The organism is Comamonas sp. JUb58, assembly GCF_004364775.1.
Lineage (GTDB): Bacteria > Pseudomonadota > Gammaproteobacteria > Burkholderiales > Burkholderiaceae_C > Comamonas.
In genome coordinates, this window is sequence record NZ_SOAL01000001.1 from 130,450 (window position 1) to 145,316 (window position 14,867).

The window sequence follows — 14,867 nt, forward strand, 5'->3', positions numbered from 1 at the left end:
TCAGCACTAACGCATTTATTTTCAAGAATCGCGGGTCACCGTTACCCAATAGCCACCCAAACGGCGGTGGATGGCCACGCCATAGGTCTGGGCCAGCATGGCCAAGGCACTGTCGGTATCAGCCAGCGGATAGGCACCAGAGACCAAGATCTGCGCCACTTCAGCGCTGCATTGCAGCAGGCCTTGCCGGTAACGCCCAAGCTCGGCGCAAACCTCGGCCAGCGGCATCGCGTCAGCCACCAGCATGCCCTGCACCCATGCCTGGGGCCTAGCGGGCACCACGGGGCCGGCACCGCGCGCATCCAACAGGATCGCGCTGCCAGCAGCTACCACCTGCACGGGCGCAGACGCACTGCGCGGACTCACCTCCACCGCGCCTTGGCTTACCGCCAGATGCACAGAGCGACCACTATCGATATCACGCACGCTGAAGCGTGTGCCCAATGCCCGCAATCGCCCCTGTGCGGTAGCCACCAGCAGCGGCCGGTTGCGTCCGCTAGGGTCCGGTGCCGTTTCCAAAAAGATGGCACCTTGTTTGAGGCTCAGCAAGCGCTGCTGGTCATCGAACGCCACCCACACTCGGGCACCAGCATCCAGCAGCAGGCGGCTGCCGTCGGCCAACAGCACGCGGCGCTGCTGACTGCCCTCGGCACGCAGCTCGCCCGCCTGCTCTGCCAAAACACGCCAGCCCAGCCAACCCGCTGGCACCACAGTCAGCAAAGCAGCCATACGCAGCACTGCTGCTCGGCGCTTGGGAGCCGCCAGCCGGTCACGGCGACCGAGTGCAGGCATGGCGACCTCCGCAGGCAAGCCGCCCAGTTTGTCCATCAGCAACTGGGCCCGCATCCAGGCTGCTGCATGGGCGGCGCTCGTCTGTTTCCAGCGCTCCAGGTCGGCATGCTCAGCAGCGCTCAATCCGCCATCATGCAGGCGCACCAGCCAGTCTGCAGCCTCATCCAGAATATGGGCTTGCATGCTCAGTCCATCAAGGCCAGGCATTGGCGGAAAGCCTGGGCCATGTAGCGCTTGACACTGCTGAGCGAGACGCCCAGTTGCTCGGCAATGTCGGCATAAGCCAGGCCATCCAGCTGGGAGAGCAAGAATGTGCGGCGCACCACAGGAGGCAAGGTATCGAGCATGGCATCGATCTCATGCAAGGCCTCCAGCACCAAGGCCCGCTCCTCGGGCGACGGGGCCAGCGGCTCGGGAAGCTGCGCCAGTGCTTCGAGGTAGGCACGCTCCAAGGCCTGGCGACGGCACCAGTTGACCAATACGCCCTTGGCGACAGTGGTGACATAAGCACGCGGGGATTCGAGCCGCTGCACCTCCCGCGCTTGCAGGATTCGCATAAAGGTGTCCTGCGCCAGATCTGCAGCATCAAAGGCATTGCCGACCTTGCGGCGCAACCAAGTTTGCAGCCAGTGGTGGTGGTCGCTGTAAAGGGTGGCAACCTGCAGTGTTTGGAGAGGGTCGGCAGCGGGCATGGAAAAGGCTTTGGCATGGCGCGTGCCCGCTGCGCAAAGCGCGGCACACAATCAAGAATAATTCTTATTCAATGGACTGTAGCCGCGCCAAGAAAGCCCAGGCCGCCGTCTTGTGGCGGCTTTGCCTGGCTCCCGCCCTCTTCAGTCTTTGCTTAAAACCGATACCGCGCCGTCAGCATCACATTGCGCGGGTCGCCAAAGAAGTTGGGGCCGTTGTCTGCGCCGATGGAGCTGTAGTAGTAGCGGTCGAACAGGTTGTTGATGTTCAGGTTCAGATCCAGCTGGCGGTTGACCTTGTAGCCCAGGCGCAGGCCGGCGACAGCGAAGCCGCCCTGGTGTACGCCCCAGGGGCTGTCGGTCCGACTTTGCACTTCCAGCGATCCGCCCACGCTCCAGCGCTGCCAATCGCCCGGCAGGCGGTAGTTGGTGGCCAGCTTGACGAGGGTACGCGGGATGTTGGAGGCATAGCGCTCGCCCAAGGTAAAGGTGCCAGCCGGGTCATAGGCCGATGCCGGGCTGCGCCGCTTGGCCGAGGCATAGGTGTAGCTGGCGGCCAGCTGCCAGCCGGGTTGCAGCTCGCCGCTCAGCTCCAGCTCCACGCCACGGCTGCGCACCTTGCCTGCCGATTGGTAGCAGCTGGTGGCACGGCCACCACAGGCCGATGCGGGCAAGGCATCGGGCAGGTTGTCCAGATCGATCTGGAAGATGGCGGCGCTGGCATTGAGCTTGCCGTCCAGGTATTCGCCCTTGATGCCCAGCTCAAAGTTGGTCCCGGTCTGCGGCGGCAGGCTGCCGCCATCGGCGCTTTCGTAGCTTTGCGGGTTGAAGATGCGTGTGCCGCTGGCATAGACCGAGTACTGGTCATTGAGCGTGTAGACCAGGCCTGCATAGGGCGTGAACTTGCGCGTTGCCTTGTCGTGCGTGGCACCGTAGGGGGTATCGCCATCAAACTGCACCTGGTCGCGTTCGAACCAGTCCAGGCGTGTGCCCAGGATCAGCTTGGTGGCATCGCCCAGCGCCAGGCGGCTCATGCCGTACAGGCTGGTCTGGTCCATCTCGGCCTTGCGCCCCCACAGGCCAAACTCGCCAATCGTCGGCTTGGGAATGCTGCCCGGGTCCCAGCTGAGGGGGTTGAAGGTGCCCAGAGTGAAGTTGCCATTGATGGTGGCGCCGCCGCCCACATCGTTCCAGCGGCTGCGGCGGTGGCTGGCGCCCACCACCAGGTCATGCGCGCGGCCCCAGGCGTTGAACTGGCCCGACAGCTGGGCATCGATGCTGCGCTGGGTGCGGTCGTAGTCATAGCCACCACCACCCAGACCGAACTGGGCCTGGCCCTGGCTGTCCAGCACCGGCGAGCGCAGGTAGGTGCCCAGCATGTGCATCTCGCTGTTGATGGCCGACGCGGCCAGGCGCGCCTTCCAGCCGTTGTCCAGGCGGTGCTCCAGATCGGCAAACACGGTCTTGCTGCGCTTGTCCCAGAAGGACCAGCTCGGGCTCATGCGGGTGGAGCGCGACAGCGGCAAAAAGCTGCCGTCGGGGTTGGTGCCCAGGCCGTTCCAGTCCACACCGGGGTTGTCTTCATCGCTGAAGGAGCCGCCCACGGTCAAGGTGGTGGAGGCTGTCAGGTCGGCTTCGACAATCCCATAGACCAGGCTGCGCTTGTTCTTGGTGTCGTCGATGAAGGAGCCTTTGTCCTGGCGGCTGACCACGGTGCGGCCGCGCAAGGTGCCTGCCTCGTTCAAGGGGCCGCCCACATCGACCGAGGCCGTGTAGTTGTTCCAGCTGCCAGCGCTGGCGGTGACATTGCCCTCAAAGCTGCGGCCCGGGCGCTTGCGCACCAGGTTGATCGAGCCGCCCGGCGTGCCTGCGCCCTCGGTCAAGCCGGCGGCGCCGCGCATGATCTCGGCCCGGTCATACATGGACAGCGCGCCGGTGGACAGCGCCGCCTCCTCGTACTCGATCGGCAGGCCATCGACCAGCAGGTTGTTGATCTCAAAGCCGCGTGACGAAAAGCGGTAGCGCTCGCCGCCCCACTTGACCACCGTCAGACCCGGCGCCGCCTGTGCAATGTCGGCCAGCGAGACCAGGCCCCGGTCCTCGATCTGCTGGCTGGTGATGACGGACACGGACTGCGGCGTCTCGCGCGGCGACAGGGCCAGCGGCGTGGCCGTGCGCATCTGCTGCGTGGTGTAGCTGCCCGTGCCTTCGGTGGCGCCACTGCGGTCGAGCGGCGCGGCGACCTTGACTTCAGGCAGGGTCTGCGCCTTGTCCGCGCCTTCGGCGGGCCGGGCTGTGGCGGCGGGGGCTGGTGCAGCCCGCAGGGTATAGACACCGACAGCGCGCGCCGCTACCGGCTCCAGGCCCGTACCGGCCAAGAGGCGGGCCAGGCCCGCATCCACCGCATGGCGCCCTTGCAGGCCGGGCGACTGCTTGCCCGCCAGCAGCTGCGGCGGCATGCTGATGCTGATACCGGCTTGCTCGGCAAAGCGGGCCAGGGCCTCGTCCAGCGGCCCCGCCGCAATCTGGTAGCTGCGCAGGTCAGCGGCCTGGCTGCTGGCTGGGCTGGCGGGGGTAGATGGCTGCTGCTGGGCATGGCCCAGGCTGGCACTGCAGGCCATGGCCAGCAGCGCGCTGCGCACGGCTGCGCTGAGGGGCCGGCGCAGCAAGGCTGGCGCGGCGGATTGGTTGGAACAGGTGAAAGCGGAACCCATGTCGGCGTACTCCGGATAGTGTCAATGAAGGTCTCTCAAGGCTTCACACGCCAAATCCGGAAAAGGGACAGCTGGGAGCAAAAAATTTTGAAAAAGAAAAATCAGGCCGCTGGTTAGGAAGCGCCAGCCGGTACCAGGGTCACCCAATAGCGGCTGCGGTAGACGACATGCACCGGCAGCAGATCGGGCAGGCTGTCCAGCACCGGCGTGGTATCGCGCAGCTGAAAACTGCCCGACAGCCGCAGTTCGGCCACTGCCGGATCGCAACGCAGCAGGCCGCTGCGGTAGCGGCCCAGCTCGGCGGCAAAGTCGGCCAACCGCATATTGCGCACATGCAGTACCCCCCGGGTCCAGCTGTCCGCTTGCGGCGCCAGGGCTTCGATGGCGGAGGCGCTATCAGCATGCAGCTGCGCCTGCTGGCCGGCTTGCAGCACCACGGGGCTGCTGCCCGTTTGCGTGGGCTGCATCTCCACTGCCCCTTCAAGCACCGCCACGGCCGTCGCATCCCCTTGCACCCGCACGGTAAACCGGGTGCCCAGCGCACGCAGCCGCCCCTGGGGCGTGGCCACCACCAGCGGGCGCGCAGGTACCACCGGGTCGGCAGCGGTCTGTACATGGATGGCGCCCTGCTGCACGCGGATCAGGCGCAACGCGCTGTCGTAGCGCACATCGATGGCGGTGGCGGTATCGAGCTGGAGCTGGCTGCCATCGGCTAGCACCAGGGCACGCTGCTCGCCGGTGGCGGTGCGGTAATCGGCCAGCCAGCCCGCTTGCTCGCTGTGGCGCCAGGCCATCCAACCCACGGGGGCGGCCACCAGCAAGGCAGCCAGGCCGCGAATCGCTTGCCGGCGCTGGGCGGCGGGGCGGTCCAGCGCGGCCATCGCCAGTGATGGCGGTAGCTGCGCCATCTGGCCGGCCAGGCGCTCGGCCTTGTGCCAGGCCGCGGCATGCACAGGGTCAGCCGCCAGCCATTGCTGCCAGCGTGCCCGATCCTGCGCACTGGCGTCGCCTGCCTGCAGCAGAAAAAACCATTCGGCCGCCTGCAGTGCGGCCTGCTCGCTGATGGGGGTGGTGCTAGCTGCGGGCGCTGCTGCCTGGCCCGGGGCGGGATGCAAGGCGCTCATGGCATCAGCACGATGCAGCGTGCCATCGCCTGGGCCATATAGCGTTTGACCGTGCGTTCGCTGCATTGCAGGCGGCTGGCGATGTCGGCATAGGCCATGCCCTCTAGCTGCGCCAGCAGGAAGGCCGCACGCACCGGCGCGGGCAGGCCATCCAGCACGGCATCGAGCTGCTGCAGGGTTTCCAGAATGATGGCCTGGTGCTCGGGCGATGGCGCGAGCAGCTCGGGCATCAGCGCCAGCGCTTCCAGGTAGGCCTGCTCCAGCGAGCGGCGGCGGTGCAGGTTGGCCACCAGGCGTTTGGCGACCAGGGTCAGGTAGGCACGCGGCTCGCGCAGCTGCCAGCCAGCTTGTTTCTCGGGGCTGTGCTCGGGTGCATCGAGCAGGCGCACAAAGGTGTCTTGCGCCAGGTCTGCCGCATCCCCGGCATGGCCCAGTTTGCGGCGCAGCCAGCCCTGCAACCAGCCATGGTGGTCAACATAAAGCCGGGCAAGGTCGCCGTGTGGCGTGGGGATGGAGGAAGACATGGAGGGCCGGTTCTGTGCAGGCCCAGGGGTGCCGCATTCAAACAAGAATCATTCTTATTTAATTTTAACCAGATCTTGTTTGGGCCCATCGGCTGCATCAATAAACACCCAGGGAGTTGTGGCGAGAACGCATCAGCGCTACAACATTTCTGCGCAGCGGAGATCAGAACTGACGGCTTCTCGGCAACAGGGCTTTTCGGTCCACGACACCGCGATGAGGGTGTTCACTTACTAACCGCATGGCGCAGAGAAGACCATCCATGGCACGCGCCATACCGCAGACTGCGGGCCCTACATCCTTGAAAAAATTCAATTTCTGATCTGCCGCAAGCGCAGCGCTTTATTCGGCTTTGCCAGTCTTGTCCTACATGCAGATTTTTGCGCGCTCGGTTAACGTGGCAGCACCCCATTGCAAACAATTCCTAACAAGCTGTACACCGGGCGACGTTGGACTTGGCCGGTAGCGCAGCCTTCTTTTGCTTGGAAAGGCTCGTATGGATTGGCTCAGAGGTATCTTGCACCAGGCGCCGGAGATTGCGCTGTTTGCGGCCTTGGCGCTTGGCTATGGCATCGGCAAGCTGCGGTTTGGCTCGTTCCAGTTGGGGGGTGTGGCAGGCTCGCTGTTGGCGGCGGTGCTGATCAGCCAGGTGGGGGTTCAGATCGATTCGGGCATCAAGGCCGTGCTGTTTGCGCTGTTCATCTATGCCGTCGGTTTTGAGAGCGGTCCCCAGTTCTTCCGCTCCCTGGGCCGGCAGTCGATCAAGGAGATCCTGATGGCGGCGGTGGTGGCCATCTCGGGCCTGGTCACCGTGGTGGTGCTGGCGCGGGTCTTCCACCTGGACAAGGGCTTGGCAGCGGGGCTGGCCGCCGGTGGCATGACGCAGTCGGCCATCATCGGCACGGCGGGCTCGGCCATCGAGAAGCTGGGCCTGGCCGCCGACGAGGTGCAGCGCATGCAGGCCAATGTGGCCATCGGCTATGCGGTGACCTATATCTTTGGCTCATTCGGCGCCATCTTGCTGTGCGTGAATGTGCTGCAGTGGCTGACTGGCCGCAAGATCCATGACGATGCCATCCAGGCCGAGCAGGAAATGCTCAAGGGTGTGCATGTCTATGGCGCCGGCGAATCGCCTGCGGCGCCTGATCTGGTGGGCCGCATTTTCAAGGTCAAACAGTCGGGCGGCACGGTTGCCGAGCTGGAGGCCAGTGCCCAGCAAGGCCCGGCCACCATCGAGCGCATCCGCCGCAAGAATGCGCTGGTGGGTGTGGACCCGCAGCTGGTGCTGGAGGCCGGCGACATTGTGCTGCTGGTGGGCCGGCGTGCTGCTGTGGTGGCGCTGGGCGCCAGCATTGGCGATGAGCTGCAAAGCGCCGAAGACATGGACGTGGTGATGGTGCGCCGTGATGTGTCCATCACCAACAGCCAGTACCTCAACCGCAGCGTCAAAGACATCCTCGACTGCCTGACGCCCGAGTTCAAGCACGGCGTCTATGCGGTGGCACTGACGCGCTCGGGCTCGCCCTTGCCGATCACGCCTAAGACCTTGATCGTGCCCGGCGATGTGGTGACCCTGTTTGGCACGCCCCAGGATGTGCAGAATGCCGCGCAGTCGGTGGGCCCCATCCTCATCCCCAGCGACAAGACCGACTTTGTCTTCCACGGCCTGGGCATCACCGTCGGGCTGCTGATCGGTCTGCTGGTGCTGCGCATCGGCTCCATCCCCATCACCCTGGGCAGCGGCGGCGGCGCCCTGCTGGCGGGCCTGCTGTTTGGCTGGTGGCGCAGCCGCAAGCACACCTTGGGCAATATGCCCACCGCCGCTTCTACCTTGCTGCGCGACCTGGGCCTGGCCGGCTTTGTGGCCATGGTCGGCCTGCAATCGGGCCAGCAGGCGGTGAGCACGGTGATGGAGCAAGGCCTGAGCCTGTTCCTGATGGGCATGGTGGTGACCATCGTGCCGCTGCTGATTGCGATGCTGTTTGGCAAGTATGTGCTGCGCTATGAGAACGTGGCCATCTTTGCCGGGGCACTGTCGGGCGCGCGCAGCGCCAACCCGGCCTTTGGCGAGGTGCTGGACAAGGCGGGCAACGCCATCCCCACGGTGCCGTTTGCGATCACCTATGCGCTGGCCAATGTGTTTCTGACCCTGCTCGGGCCGCTGGTCATCGCCTTTGCCTGAGCGGCGCGGCGGTTCTCGCCTATCTCCATGACCTACCGGCGGCGCTACGCCGCCTCCCCTCTTCCGGTTTACCTGTTTATCAACGACTGCAAGGAGTTGCACCATGTCTCAGGACTACCAGCGTCTGGCCCATTTGAGCCCGTTTGAGCTCAAGGATGAATTGATCAAGGTGGCATCGGGCAAGGCCAATCGGCTGATGCTCAACGCCGGGCGCGGCAACCCGAACTTTCTGGCGACCACGCCGCGCCGCGCCTTCTTCCGCCTGGGGCTGTTTGCTGCGGCCGAGTCCGAGCTGTCGTACTCGTACATGACGGCCGGCGTCGGCGGCCTGGCCAATATCGAGGGCATTGAAAACCGCTTTGAGCGCTACACCGCCGAGCACCGCGACCAGGAAGGCGTGCGCTTTCTGGCCAAGGCCCTGAGCTATGTGCGCGACCAGCTGGGCCTGGACCCTGCCGCCTTCCTGCATGAGATGGTAGATGGCATCCTGGGCTGCAACTACCCGGTGCCACCGCGCATGCTGACCGTGAGCGAGAAGATCGTGCGCCAGTACATCGTGCGCGAGATGGCCGGCGGCGCCGTGCCGGTGGAGTCGGTCGACCTGTTTGCGGTGGAAGGCGGCACGGCCGCGATGGCCTATATCTTCGAGAGCCTGCGCATCAGCGGCCTGCTCAAGGCTGGCGACAAGGTCGCCATCGGCATGCCGGTGTTCACGCCCTATATCGAGATCCCGGAGCTGGCGCAGTACGCGCTGGAAGAGGTGCCCATCCATGCCGATCCGGACAATGGCTGGCAGTACTCCGATGCCGAGCTGGACAAGCTGCGCGACCCGGCCGTCAAGATCTTCTTCTGCGTCAACCCCAGCAATCCGCCGTCGGTCAAGATGGACCAGCGCAGCCTGGAGCGCATCAAGGCCATCATTGCCGACCACCGCCCCGATCTGATGGTGCTGACCGACGATGTCTACGGCACCTTTGCCGATGACTTCCAGTCGCTGTTCTCGGTCTGCCCGCAGAACACCTTGCTGGTCTACTCCTTCTCCAAGTACTTTGGCGCCACCGGCTGGCGCCTGGGCGTGATTGCCGCGCACAAGGAGAACGTCTTTGACAAGGCGCTGGCCCAACTGCCCGAGAGCGCCAAGGTGGAGCTGGACCACCGCTACCGCTCGCTGCTGCCCGATGTGCGATCGCTCAAGTTCATCGACCGCCTGGTGGCCGACAGCCGCGTGGTGGCGCTGAACCACACCGCCGGCCTGTCCACCCCGCAGCAGGTGCAGATGGTGCTGTTCTCGTTGTTTGCGCTGATCGATGAAGCCGATGCCTACAAGCAGGCGCTCAAGCAGCTGATCCGCCGCCGCGAGGCCACCTTGTACCGCGAGCTGGGCATGCCGCCGCTGCACAACCCCAACTCCGTCAACTACTACACCTTGATCGACCTGCAGAGCGTGACCTGCCGGCTCTATGGCCAGGAATTTTCCGACTGGGCGGTCAAGCAGTCTTCGACCGGGGACATGCTGTTCCGCATTGCCGATGAGACCGGCATTGTGCTGCTGCCGGGCCGGGGCTTTGGCTCGGACAGGCCATCGGGCCGGGCATCGCTCGCCAACCTGAATGAGTACGAGTACGCCGCCATTGGCCGCGCCTTGCGCAAGATGGTGGACGAGCTGCATGCGCAGTTCCAGGCCCAGGCCGGCGGCAAGGGCGGCGCCGGTTAAGCGTTGGGCAGGTGCAGCAGGCCGCTAGAACAGCTCCTGCTGCCTTGAGGTCAAGCTGTTGAAGTCCTCCCCCAGCGGCTGCAGGATCGAATCAGCAATCGGCTGCAGCTGCTTGCTCAGGTAGTGCTCATAGTCGATAGGCGACTGGCGCACCTCCAGGGGCTCGGGTCCGTTCTTGCCCATCACATAGCGGATCCAGCCGCCGCCTTGGTACTGCAACGGGCGGCCCAGGCGCAGGTTGTAGTCATCGGCCATGCGCGCGGCACGCACTTGCGGCGGCAGGTTGGCCACATAGGCATCCAGCCGGTGGCGCAGGCGTTTGCGGTAGACCAGCAAATCATCGTTTTGGCCCGCCAGGGTGGCCTGCGCATAGTCGATGACAAAGTCGCGGTACGGCAGCCCCTGGAACACACGCGAGAGCAGCCCTTCCTGGAACTGGCGCGCCAGCAGCGTCCAGTCACTGCGCGCCATCTCCAGGCCCCGGTAGACCATGGCCTCCTTGCCATCGGCATCCACGCTCAGGCCCGCATAGCGCTTCTTGCTGCCCACGTCCGAGCCCCGGATGGTGGGCATGAAGAACTTCTTGTAGTGCGTGTCGAACTCGATCTCGAGAAAGCTCTCCAGGTTCTGTTCCTGGCGCAGGCCTTGCGTCCACCAGGCATTGATGTCATTGACCAGCGAGGTGGCCACCGCATGCGCCTCTTGGTTGCTGTGGGCACGGCCCAGCCAGATGAAGATCGAATCCGTATCCCCGTAGATGACCTCGTAGCCGCGCTGCTGCACCAGCGCCTTGGTGCGCTTGACCATCTCATGGCCGCGCAGGGTGATCGACGAGATCAGCGCCGGGTTGAAAAAGCGGCATTCCGTCGCGCCCAGCACCCCGGCGAAGGAGTTCATCACCAGTTTGAGCGCTTGTGACAGCGGCTCGTTCTTGCTGCGCTTGGCCTCGTCACGCGCGCGCCAGAGCGTGGTAACGATCTCGGGCAGGCAGTGCTTGTCGCGCGAGAAGCGCGTGTCCATCGGTCCGCGAATCAACGACGCGGTATCACCGGCATGCAGGCCTTCGGCCAGGCCCACCGGATCGACCAGGTAGGTGCGGATGATGGAGGGGTAGAGGCTTTTGTAATCGAGCACCACCACCGAGTCATAAAAGCCGGGCCGCGAATCCAGCACATAGCCGCCGGGTGAGGACTTGCCCCGCACATCGCCCACATTGGGCGCCACATAACCCTGGCGGTGCATGCGCGGCAGGTAGTGGTGGCTGAACGCGGCTATCGAGCCGCCAAACTGGTCCAGCTGCAGGCCGGTGGCATGCGCGCGTTCCATCGCAAACTGCAGCAGCTGGGCCTTGTCAAAAATGCGCAGCACCAACTCACAATCGCGGATGTTGTAGGTAGCCAGCGCGGGCTTGTCCTCCTGGTAGCGGCGCTCGATCTCGGCCATCTTGTCGTACTCGTCGCCAATGTCCTTGCCCTCGCCCAGCAAGGCCTGGGCCACGTTCTCCAGGCTGAACGATGGAAAGCTCCAGACCGCCGCCCGCAAGGCCTCGATGCCATCGATGACCGCACGGCCCGGCATCGGCGCAAACCAGTAGTCTTGCTTGCCCGGGTGCGCCCGCCAGGCAATGGGCCGGCCCTCGCGCCCCAGCAGCAGCGGCGTGGCGCAATCGTCTGCCGTCTTTTGCAGCACCCGCAAGTCGAACTGGATCACATTCCAGCCGACGATCACATCCGGGTCATGGCGCGCAAACCAGTCGTTGAGCTGCTCGATCATCGCCAGGCGGCTGGCGCAATAGATCAGCACGAAATCGCTGCTTGCTTCGCTGGGTTCAGCCTGCGCATCGGGCGCCGAAGCATCGCCCAGCATGAACACTACCCGCTGGCCCACACCATCCAGCGCAATCGAATACAGATCCTGGTGCTGGCTGGTCTCAATATCGAGCGACACCAGCTTGAGCGCCGGCCGGTATGCGGGCGCAGGCAACAGCTTGCAGTCCACCACGGTACTGCCTTGCAACAGACCACCTTCGATCTGCACACCCGCCGTGATGAACCGCTCCATCAAATAGCGCTCATGGGGCCGCACATCGGCTTCGAGCAGCGACACATCCAGCTGCTTCAACCCACGTGCGAGCTTGCCCAACTGCCGGTAGTGTTTGGCATAGACGCCCAAGACCGGCTCCTGCTGAAAACTCTTGAGGGCCAGTTCGCGCAGATCCATATCCGGCATGGCCAGCAACTGCGTCTGCACCACCACCCGGTGCCGCGCCTCGACAAACGCGACCGACGCTTGCCGCGTCAGCAGCACTTTCAGCGGACCAGCATCGGTCGCCAGCCAGTACTCAATCTCGGTACCCGCAGCCGTGTCCCGCCAATGGCGGGTCAGGATGAATCCTTGGTGGGGGGTGGTGGGCACGGAAGGGCAGAAGAAAGAGGAAAAAAGCGCCGCAGAACCTGCGATCAGGGCCGCTAGGTATTGTGCACGCGGAGAGATATCAAATGTAAACGGGTGCAAATCACCGAGCGCTCTTCGCCACTCTTATGTATCGTTCATCTCTATCAAATTTCTTACTTTGATAGAAAGATTAATTTAATGACATTATTCAGAGTACCAGGACCCATCGGCGTCAATGTTTCCAACAACTCAGGACCAGGCCCCGAGTTCTCAGCGAGCCTCGGAAATTTTCAAGCGCCAACCACGGGCTGGACTGGAGATATTTTCCCAAGCTCATTTTCCCAAACTCCCTCAGTCATGAGAAAAATGACAAAAACAACAGATCTTGTAGAGCAAATCGACAATGATTACGCTGATATTTGCCACAACATGAGGAGTGAAGCATTTGGCAAACTCATGATGGATTATCGTGATGAAGCCGTGGCATATACACAGACTAGAACAGCTGAACTACATCGGTGGGACGAGCAGGCAAAGGCAAGAACGCTCACTTGGTTTAACAGCTCAGACGATGAAATTCGAGACTATTTATTACCACGGTTAGGCTCCACAATGAGGGTTTTGAAATCTCTAACCCCTGACAACTTTGACTATGACACAGGAGAGAATAGGCAGCTCTCAGGCTGTTTACCCGGACAGGGTATGTTCGAAGAAGGTGCCATTGCCTCCGTTTGCCCTATTGATACCGAGAGGCATCGAATCCTCATCAATATGAAATTCTTCACTATTCCCAAGCGGGGAGTAACTTTCGGTACCAATATCTTTACGGGGAAAGACTCGCAGCTACAGACTTTAATTCATGAGGTCACCCACTTCAATGATGTTGCCAGTTCAACCGATGATTTTTATAGTAACAAAAACGCATTGTTTCATGCAAAGCATCCAAAGGCACGAATGAATGCAGACAGCCTAGCCGGCTATATTCTTGGAATTAATATTTAATTATTACAAGCACAGAAAAATCATGAGATTTCTTAAAGCAACATTAGCTTCATTGATCTATATTTCTTCACCTCTTGCTTATTCGTGCGTCATTCCCGATCTGCAGTACTATATTAAATTCAGCCCAGACACCTCAGAGCTTGGGAAGGAAGAAGCAACAAAGATTGCAAAATGGCTCATCGACTGGAGAGAAAAAGAGGGCATTAAATACGCCATCGTCTTCTCAAACATAACCAAAGAAGACCGCGATTTCAACCAGGTTTCCAATCAAAGGGTTAAAAATATAGCATCGCTTCTAACACCTTTACTAGAAGAAAAAACGGAAATCAAATATGGCACATCCATCCGAAATTATTCAGTGGAAAAATCAAAATATGATGATCTGAATGAGATTCAAATATCGATCCAGCCTGAGTGCAAAAGGACTGGAAATTGCTGCGGCGGAAACAGCAGGTGATCTTGCAATGACACAGCCCATACCGTCAGCGCTGTTCCTGTGGGCGATCGTTATAGAAAGAGTTACCTCCAAAGGAGGAACGTTCATTCATCTCCCCATGCCTTTGCGCACCGATTGCCGCTGCAGATCCAGTCTAGGTGAAAAGGATACTTGGCATGCTGATACCGCGAAGCGATGGCCAGTGAAGCTGCGACCTGCGCGTTAGCGGGTGCAGAAAGATAGGAAAACAGCATTGGCAACGCACTTGAAAACCTGCGCGCAACAAAAGAAAAAGGACTTAGCTCTTTCGAGCTAAGTCCTTGTCTTTTTGGTCGGAATGGCGGGATTCGAACTCGCGACCCCTTGCACCCCATGCAAGTGCGCTACCAGGCTGCGCTACATTCCGAAGACTTGAATTATATACCTAGTTTTCGGGGTCTCCGGAAAGAATGCGACGAATTTCTTGCAACTCGATCGCGGCCTGCTGCCAGCTCAGCGGTTCCAGGCTTTCGGGCATGCCGGCAGCCAGCGCATCGGCGCCCTCTTCCTGCAGTGCGAACATGCTGTCGTCTTCCAGCGCATCGAGCATGGCCTGGCCGCGCGGCAGCGACTGGAGCTGGTTGCGCGCACCGCTGATCGTGAAGCCGCGCTCATAGAGCAGCTCACGGATGCGGCGGATCATCAGCACCTCGTGGTGCTGGTAATAGCGGCGGTTGCCCCGGCGCTTGACCGGGCGCAGCTGCGTGAACTCCTGCTCCCAGTAGCGCAGCACATGCGGCTTGACGTCGCACAGCACCGATACCTCACCGATGGTGAAGTAGCGCTTGGCAGGAATGGGGGGCAGCTGTTTTTCCATGGACAAATTGTAAACAGCCGCGAAAGCGGCCGTGTTGCATATAGGCGAAAGCGGGCGACGGTTTGACCTTCAGTGCCAACGCACTGCAGGCGGCCGCGCGCCCAGGGCCTGCGTCATTCCATGTCGGCCGGTGCCTGCACCGAATCCTTGAGCTTGCCGCTGGCATGGAAGGTCACCACACGGCGCGCCTCGATCGGCACCTCTTCTCCGGTGCGCGGATTGCGGCCGGGGCGGGCTTTCTTCATGCGCACCTGGAAGTTGCCAAAGCTCGACAGCTTCACATCTTCGCCCTTGATCAAGCTCTCCGAGATCAGGTCGAAAAAGGCATCGACCATGTCCTTGGCTTCGCGCTTGTTCAGGCCGATGTTGTCAAACAGCATGTCGGCCAGCTGCGCCTTGGTCAGCGCAGGTTGTTCCAGGCTCTCAACGGTGAATTCCATAT

General features: G+C 62.1%; 12 protein-coding genes and 1 tRNA gene. 4 read left to right on the forward strand and 9 right to left on the reverse strand.

All coding sequences use genetic code 11. The features are described 5' to 3' along the window. Positions 1-21: 21 nt before the first annotated feature. From EDF71_RS00585 to EDF71_RS00605, 5 genes are all read right to left on the reverse strand, one after another. On the reverse strand, positions 22-975 hold the full coding sequence (locus EDF71_RS00585) for a FecR domain-containing protein (RefSeq protein WP_133854700.1): 954 nt from the start codon (positions 973-975) through the stop codon (positions 22-24). Between the two features lie 2 nt (positions 976-977). Then, positions 978-1,484: a sigma-70 family RNA polymerase sigma factor gene (locus tag EDF71_RS00590; protein ID WP_133854701.1), complete on the reverse strand. Its 507-nt coding sequence runs from the start codon at positions 1,482-1,484 to the stop codon at positions 978-980. A 152-nt stretch (positions 1,485-1,636) separates the two neighbouring features. Continuing rightward, positions 1,637-4,195: a TonB-dependent receptor gene (locus EDF71_RS00595; RefSeq protein WP_166656419.1), complete on the reverse strand. Its 2,559-nt coding sequence runs from the start codon at positions 4,193-4,195 to the stop codon at positions 1,637-1,639. 113 nt (positions 4,196-4,308) lie between these two features. Then, positions 4,309-5,319, reverse strand: coding sequence for a FecR domain-containing protein (locus EDF71_RS00600; protein WP_133854702.1), 1,011 nt, complete (start codon positions 5,317-5,319; stop codon positions 4,309-4,311). Further along, entirely contained in the window at positions 5,316-5,843 is a 528-nt protein-coding gene (locus tag EDF71_RS00605; protein WP_133854703.1) for a sigma-70 family RNA polymerase sigma factor, read from the reverse strand. The genes EDF71_RS00600 and EDF71_RS00605 overlap by 4 nt, the downstream gene beginning before the upstream one ends. Positions 5,844-6,337: 494 nt before the next feature. Here EDF71_RS00605 and aspT point away from each other — a divergent pair, with 494 nt between their 5' ends. Both aspT and EDF71_RS00615 read left to right on the forward strand, forming a co-directional pair. Beyond that, complete coding sequence (aspT, locus tag EDF71_RS00610) at positions 6,338-8,023, forward strand: aspartate-alanine antiporter (protein ID WP_133854704.1); 1,686 nt, start codon at positions 6,338-6,340, stop codon at positions 8,021-8,023. A gap of 103 nt (positions 8,024-8,126) precedes the next feature. Further along, complete coding sequence (locus EDF71_RS00615; protein ID WP_133854705.1) at positions 8,127-9,737, forward strand: bifunctional aspartate transaminase/aspartate 4-decarboxylase; 1,611 nt, start codon at positions 8,127-8,129, stop codon at positions 9,735-9,737. A 24-nt stretch (positions 9,738-9,761) separates the two neighbouring features. On the opposite strand, the gene EDF71_RS00620 is transcribed toward EDF71_RS00615, so the two are convergent. After that, on the reverse strand, positions 9,762-12,152 hold the full coding sequence (locus EDF71_RS00620; protein WP_133854706.1) for a DNA polymerase II: 2,391 nt from the start codon (positions 12,150-12,152) through the stop codon (positions 9,762-9,764). A 93-nt stretch (positions 12,153-12,245) separates the two neighbouring features. Between EDF71_RS00620 and EDF71_RS00625 the strand changes: the two genes are divergently transcribed. After that, the gene (locus EDF71_RS00625; RefSeq protein ID WP_133854707.1) at positions 12,246-13,133 is read left to right on the forward strand and encodes a M35 family metallo-endopeptidase; all 888 of its coding nucleotides are present in this window, start codon (positions 12,246-12,248) and stop codon (positions 13,131-13,133) included. A 22-nt stretch (positions 13,134-13,155) separates the two neighbouring features. Beyond that, on the forward strand, positions 13,156-13,590 hold the full coding sequence (locus EDF71_RS00630; RefSeq protein ID WP_133854708.1) for a hypothetical protein: 435 nt from the start codon (positions 13,156-13,158) through the stop codon (positions 13,588-13,590). A gap of 308 nt (positions 13,591-13,898) precedes the next feature. On the opposite strand, the gene EDF71_RS00635 is transcribed toward EDF71_RS00630, so the two are convergent. From EDF71_RS00635 to EDF71_RS00645, 3 genes are all read right to left on the reverse strand, one after another. Further along, positions 13,899-13,975: transfer RNA gene (locus tag EDF71_RS00635), tRNA-Pro, on the reverse strand. A gap of 18 nt (positions 13,976-13,993) precedes the next feature. Then, positions 13,994-14,425 carry a MerR family transcriptional regulator gene (locus EDF71_RS00640; protein ID WP_133854709.1) on the reverse strand — a complete coding sequence of 144 codons (432 nt, stop codon included), beginning with the start codon at positions 14,423-14,425 and terminating at the stop codon, positions 13,994-13,996. Between the two features lie 113 nt (positions 14,426-14,538). Next, entirely contained in the window at positions 14,539-14,865 is a 327-nt protein-coding gene (locus tag EDF71_RS00645; protein ID WP_021025154.1) for an integration host factor subunit alpha, read from the reverse strand. Between the last annotated feature and the right edge of the window lie 2 nt (positions 14,866-14,867).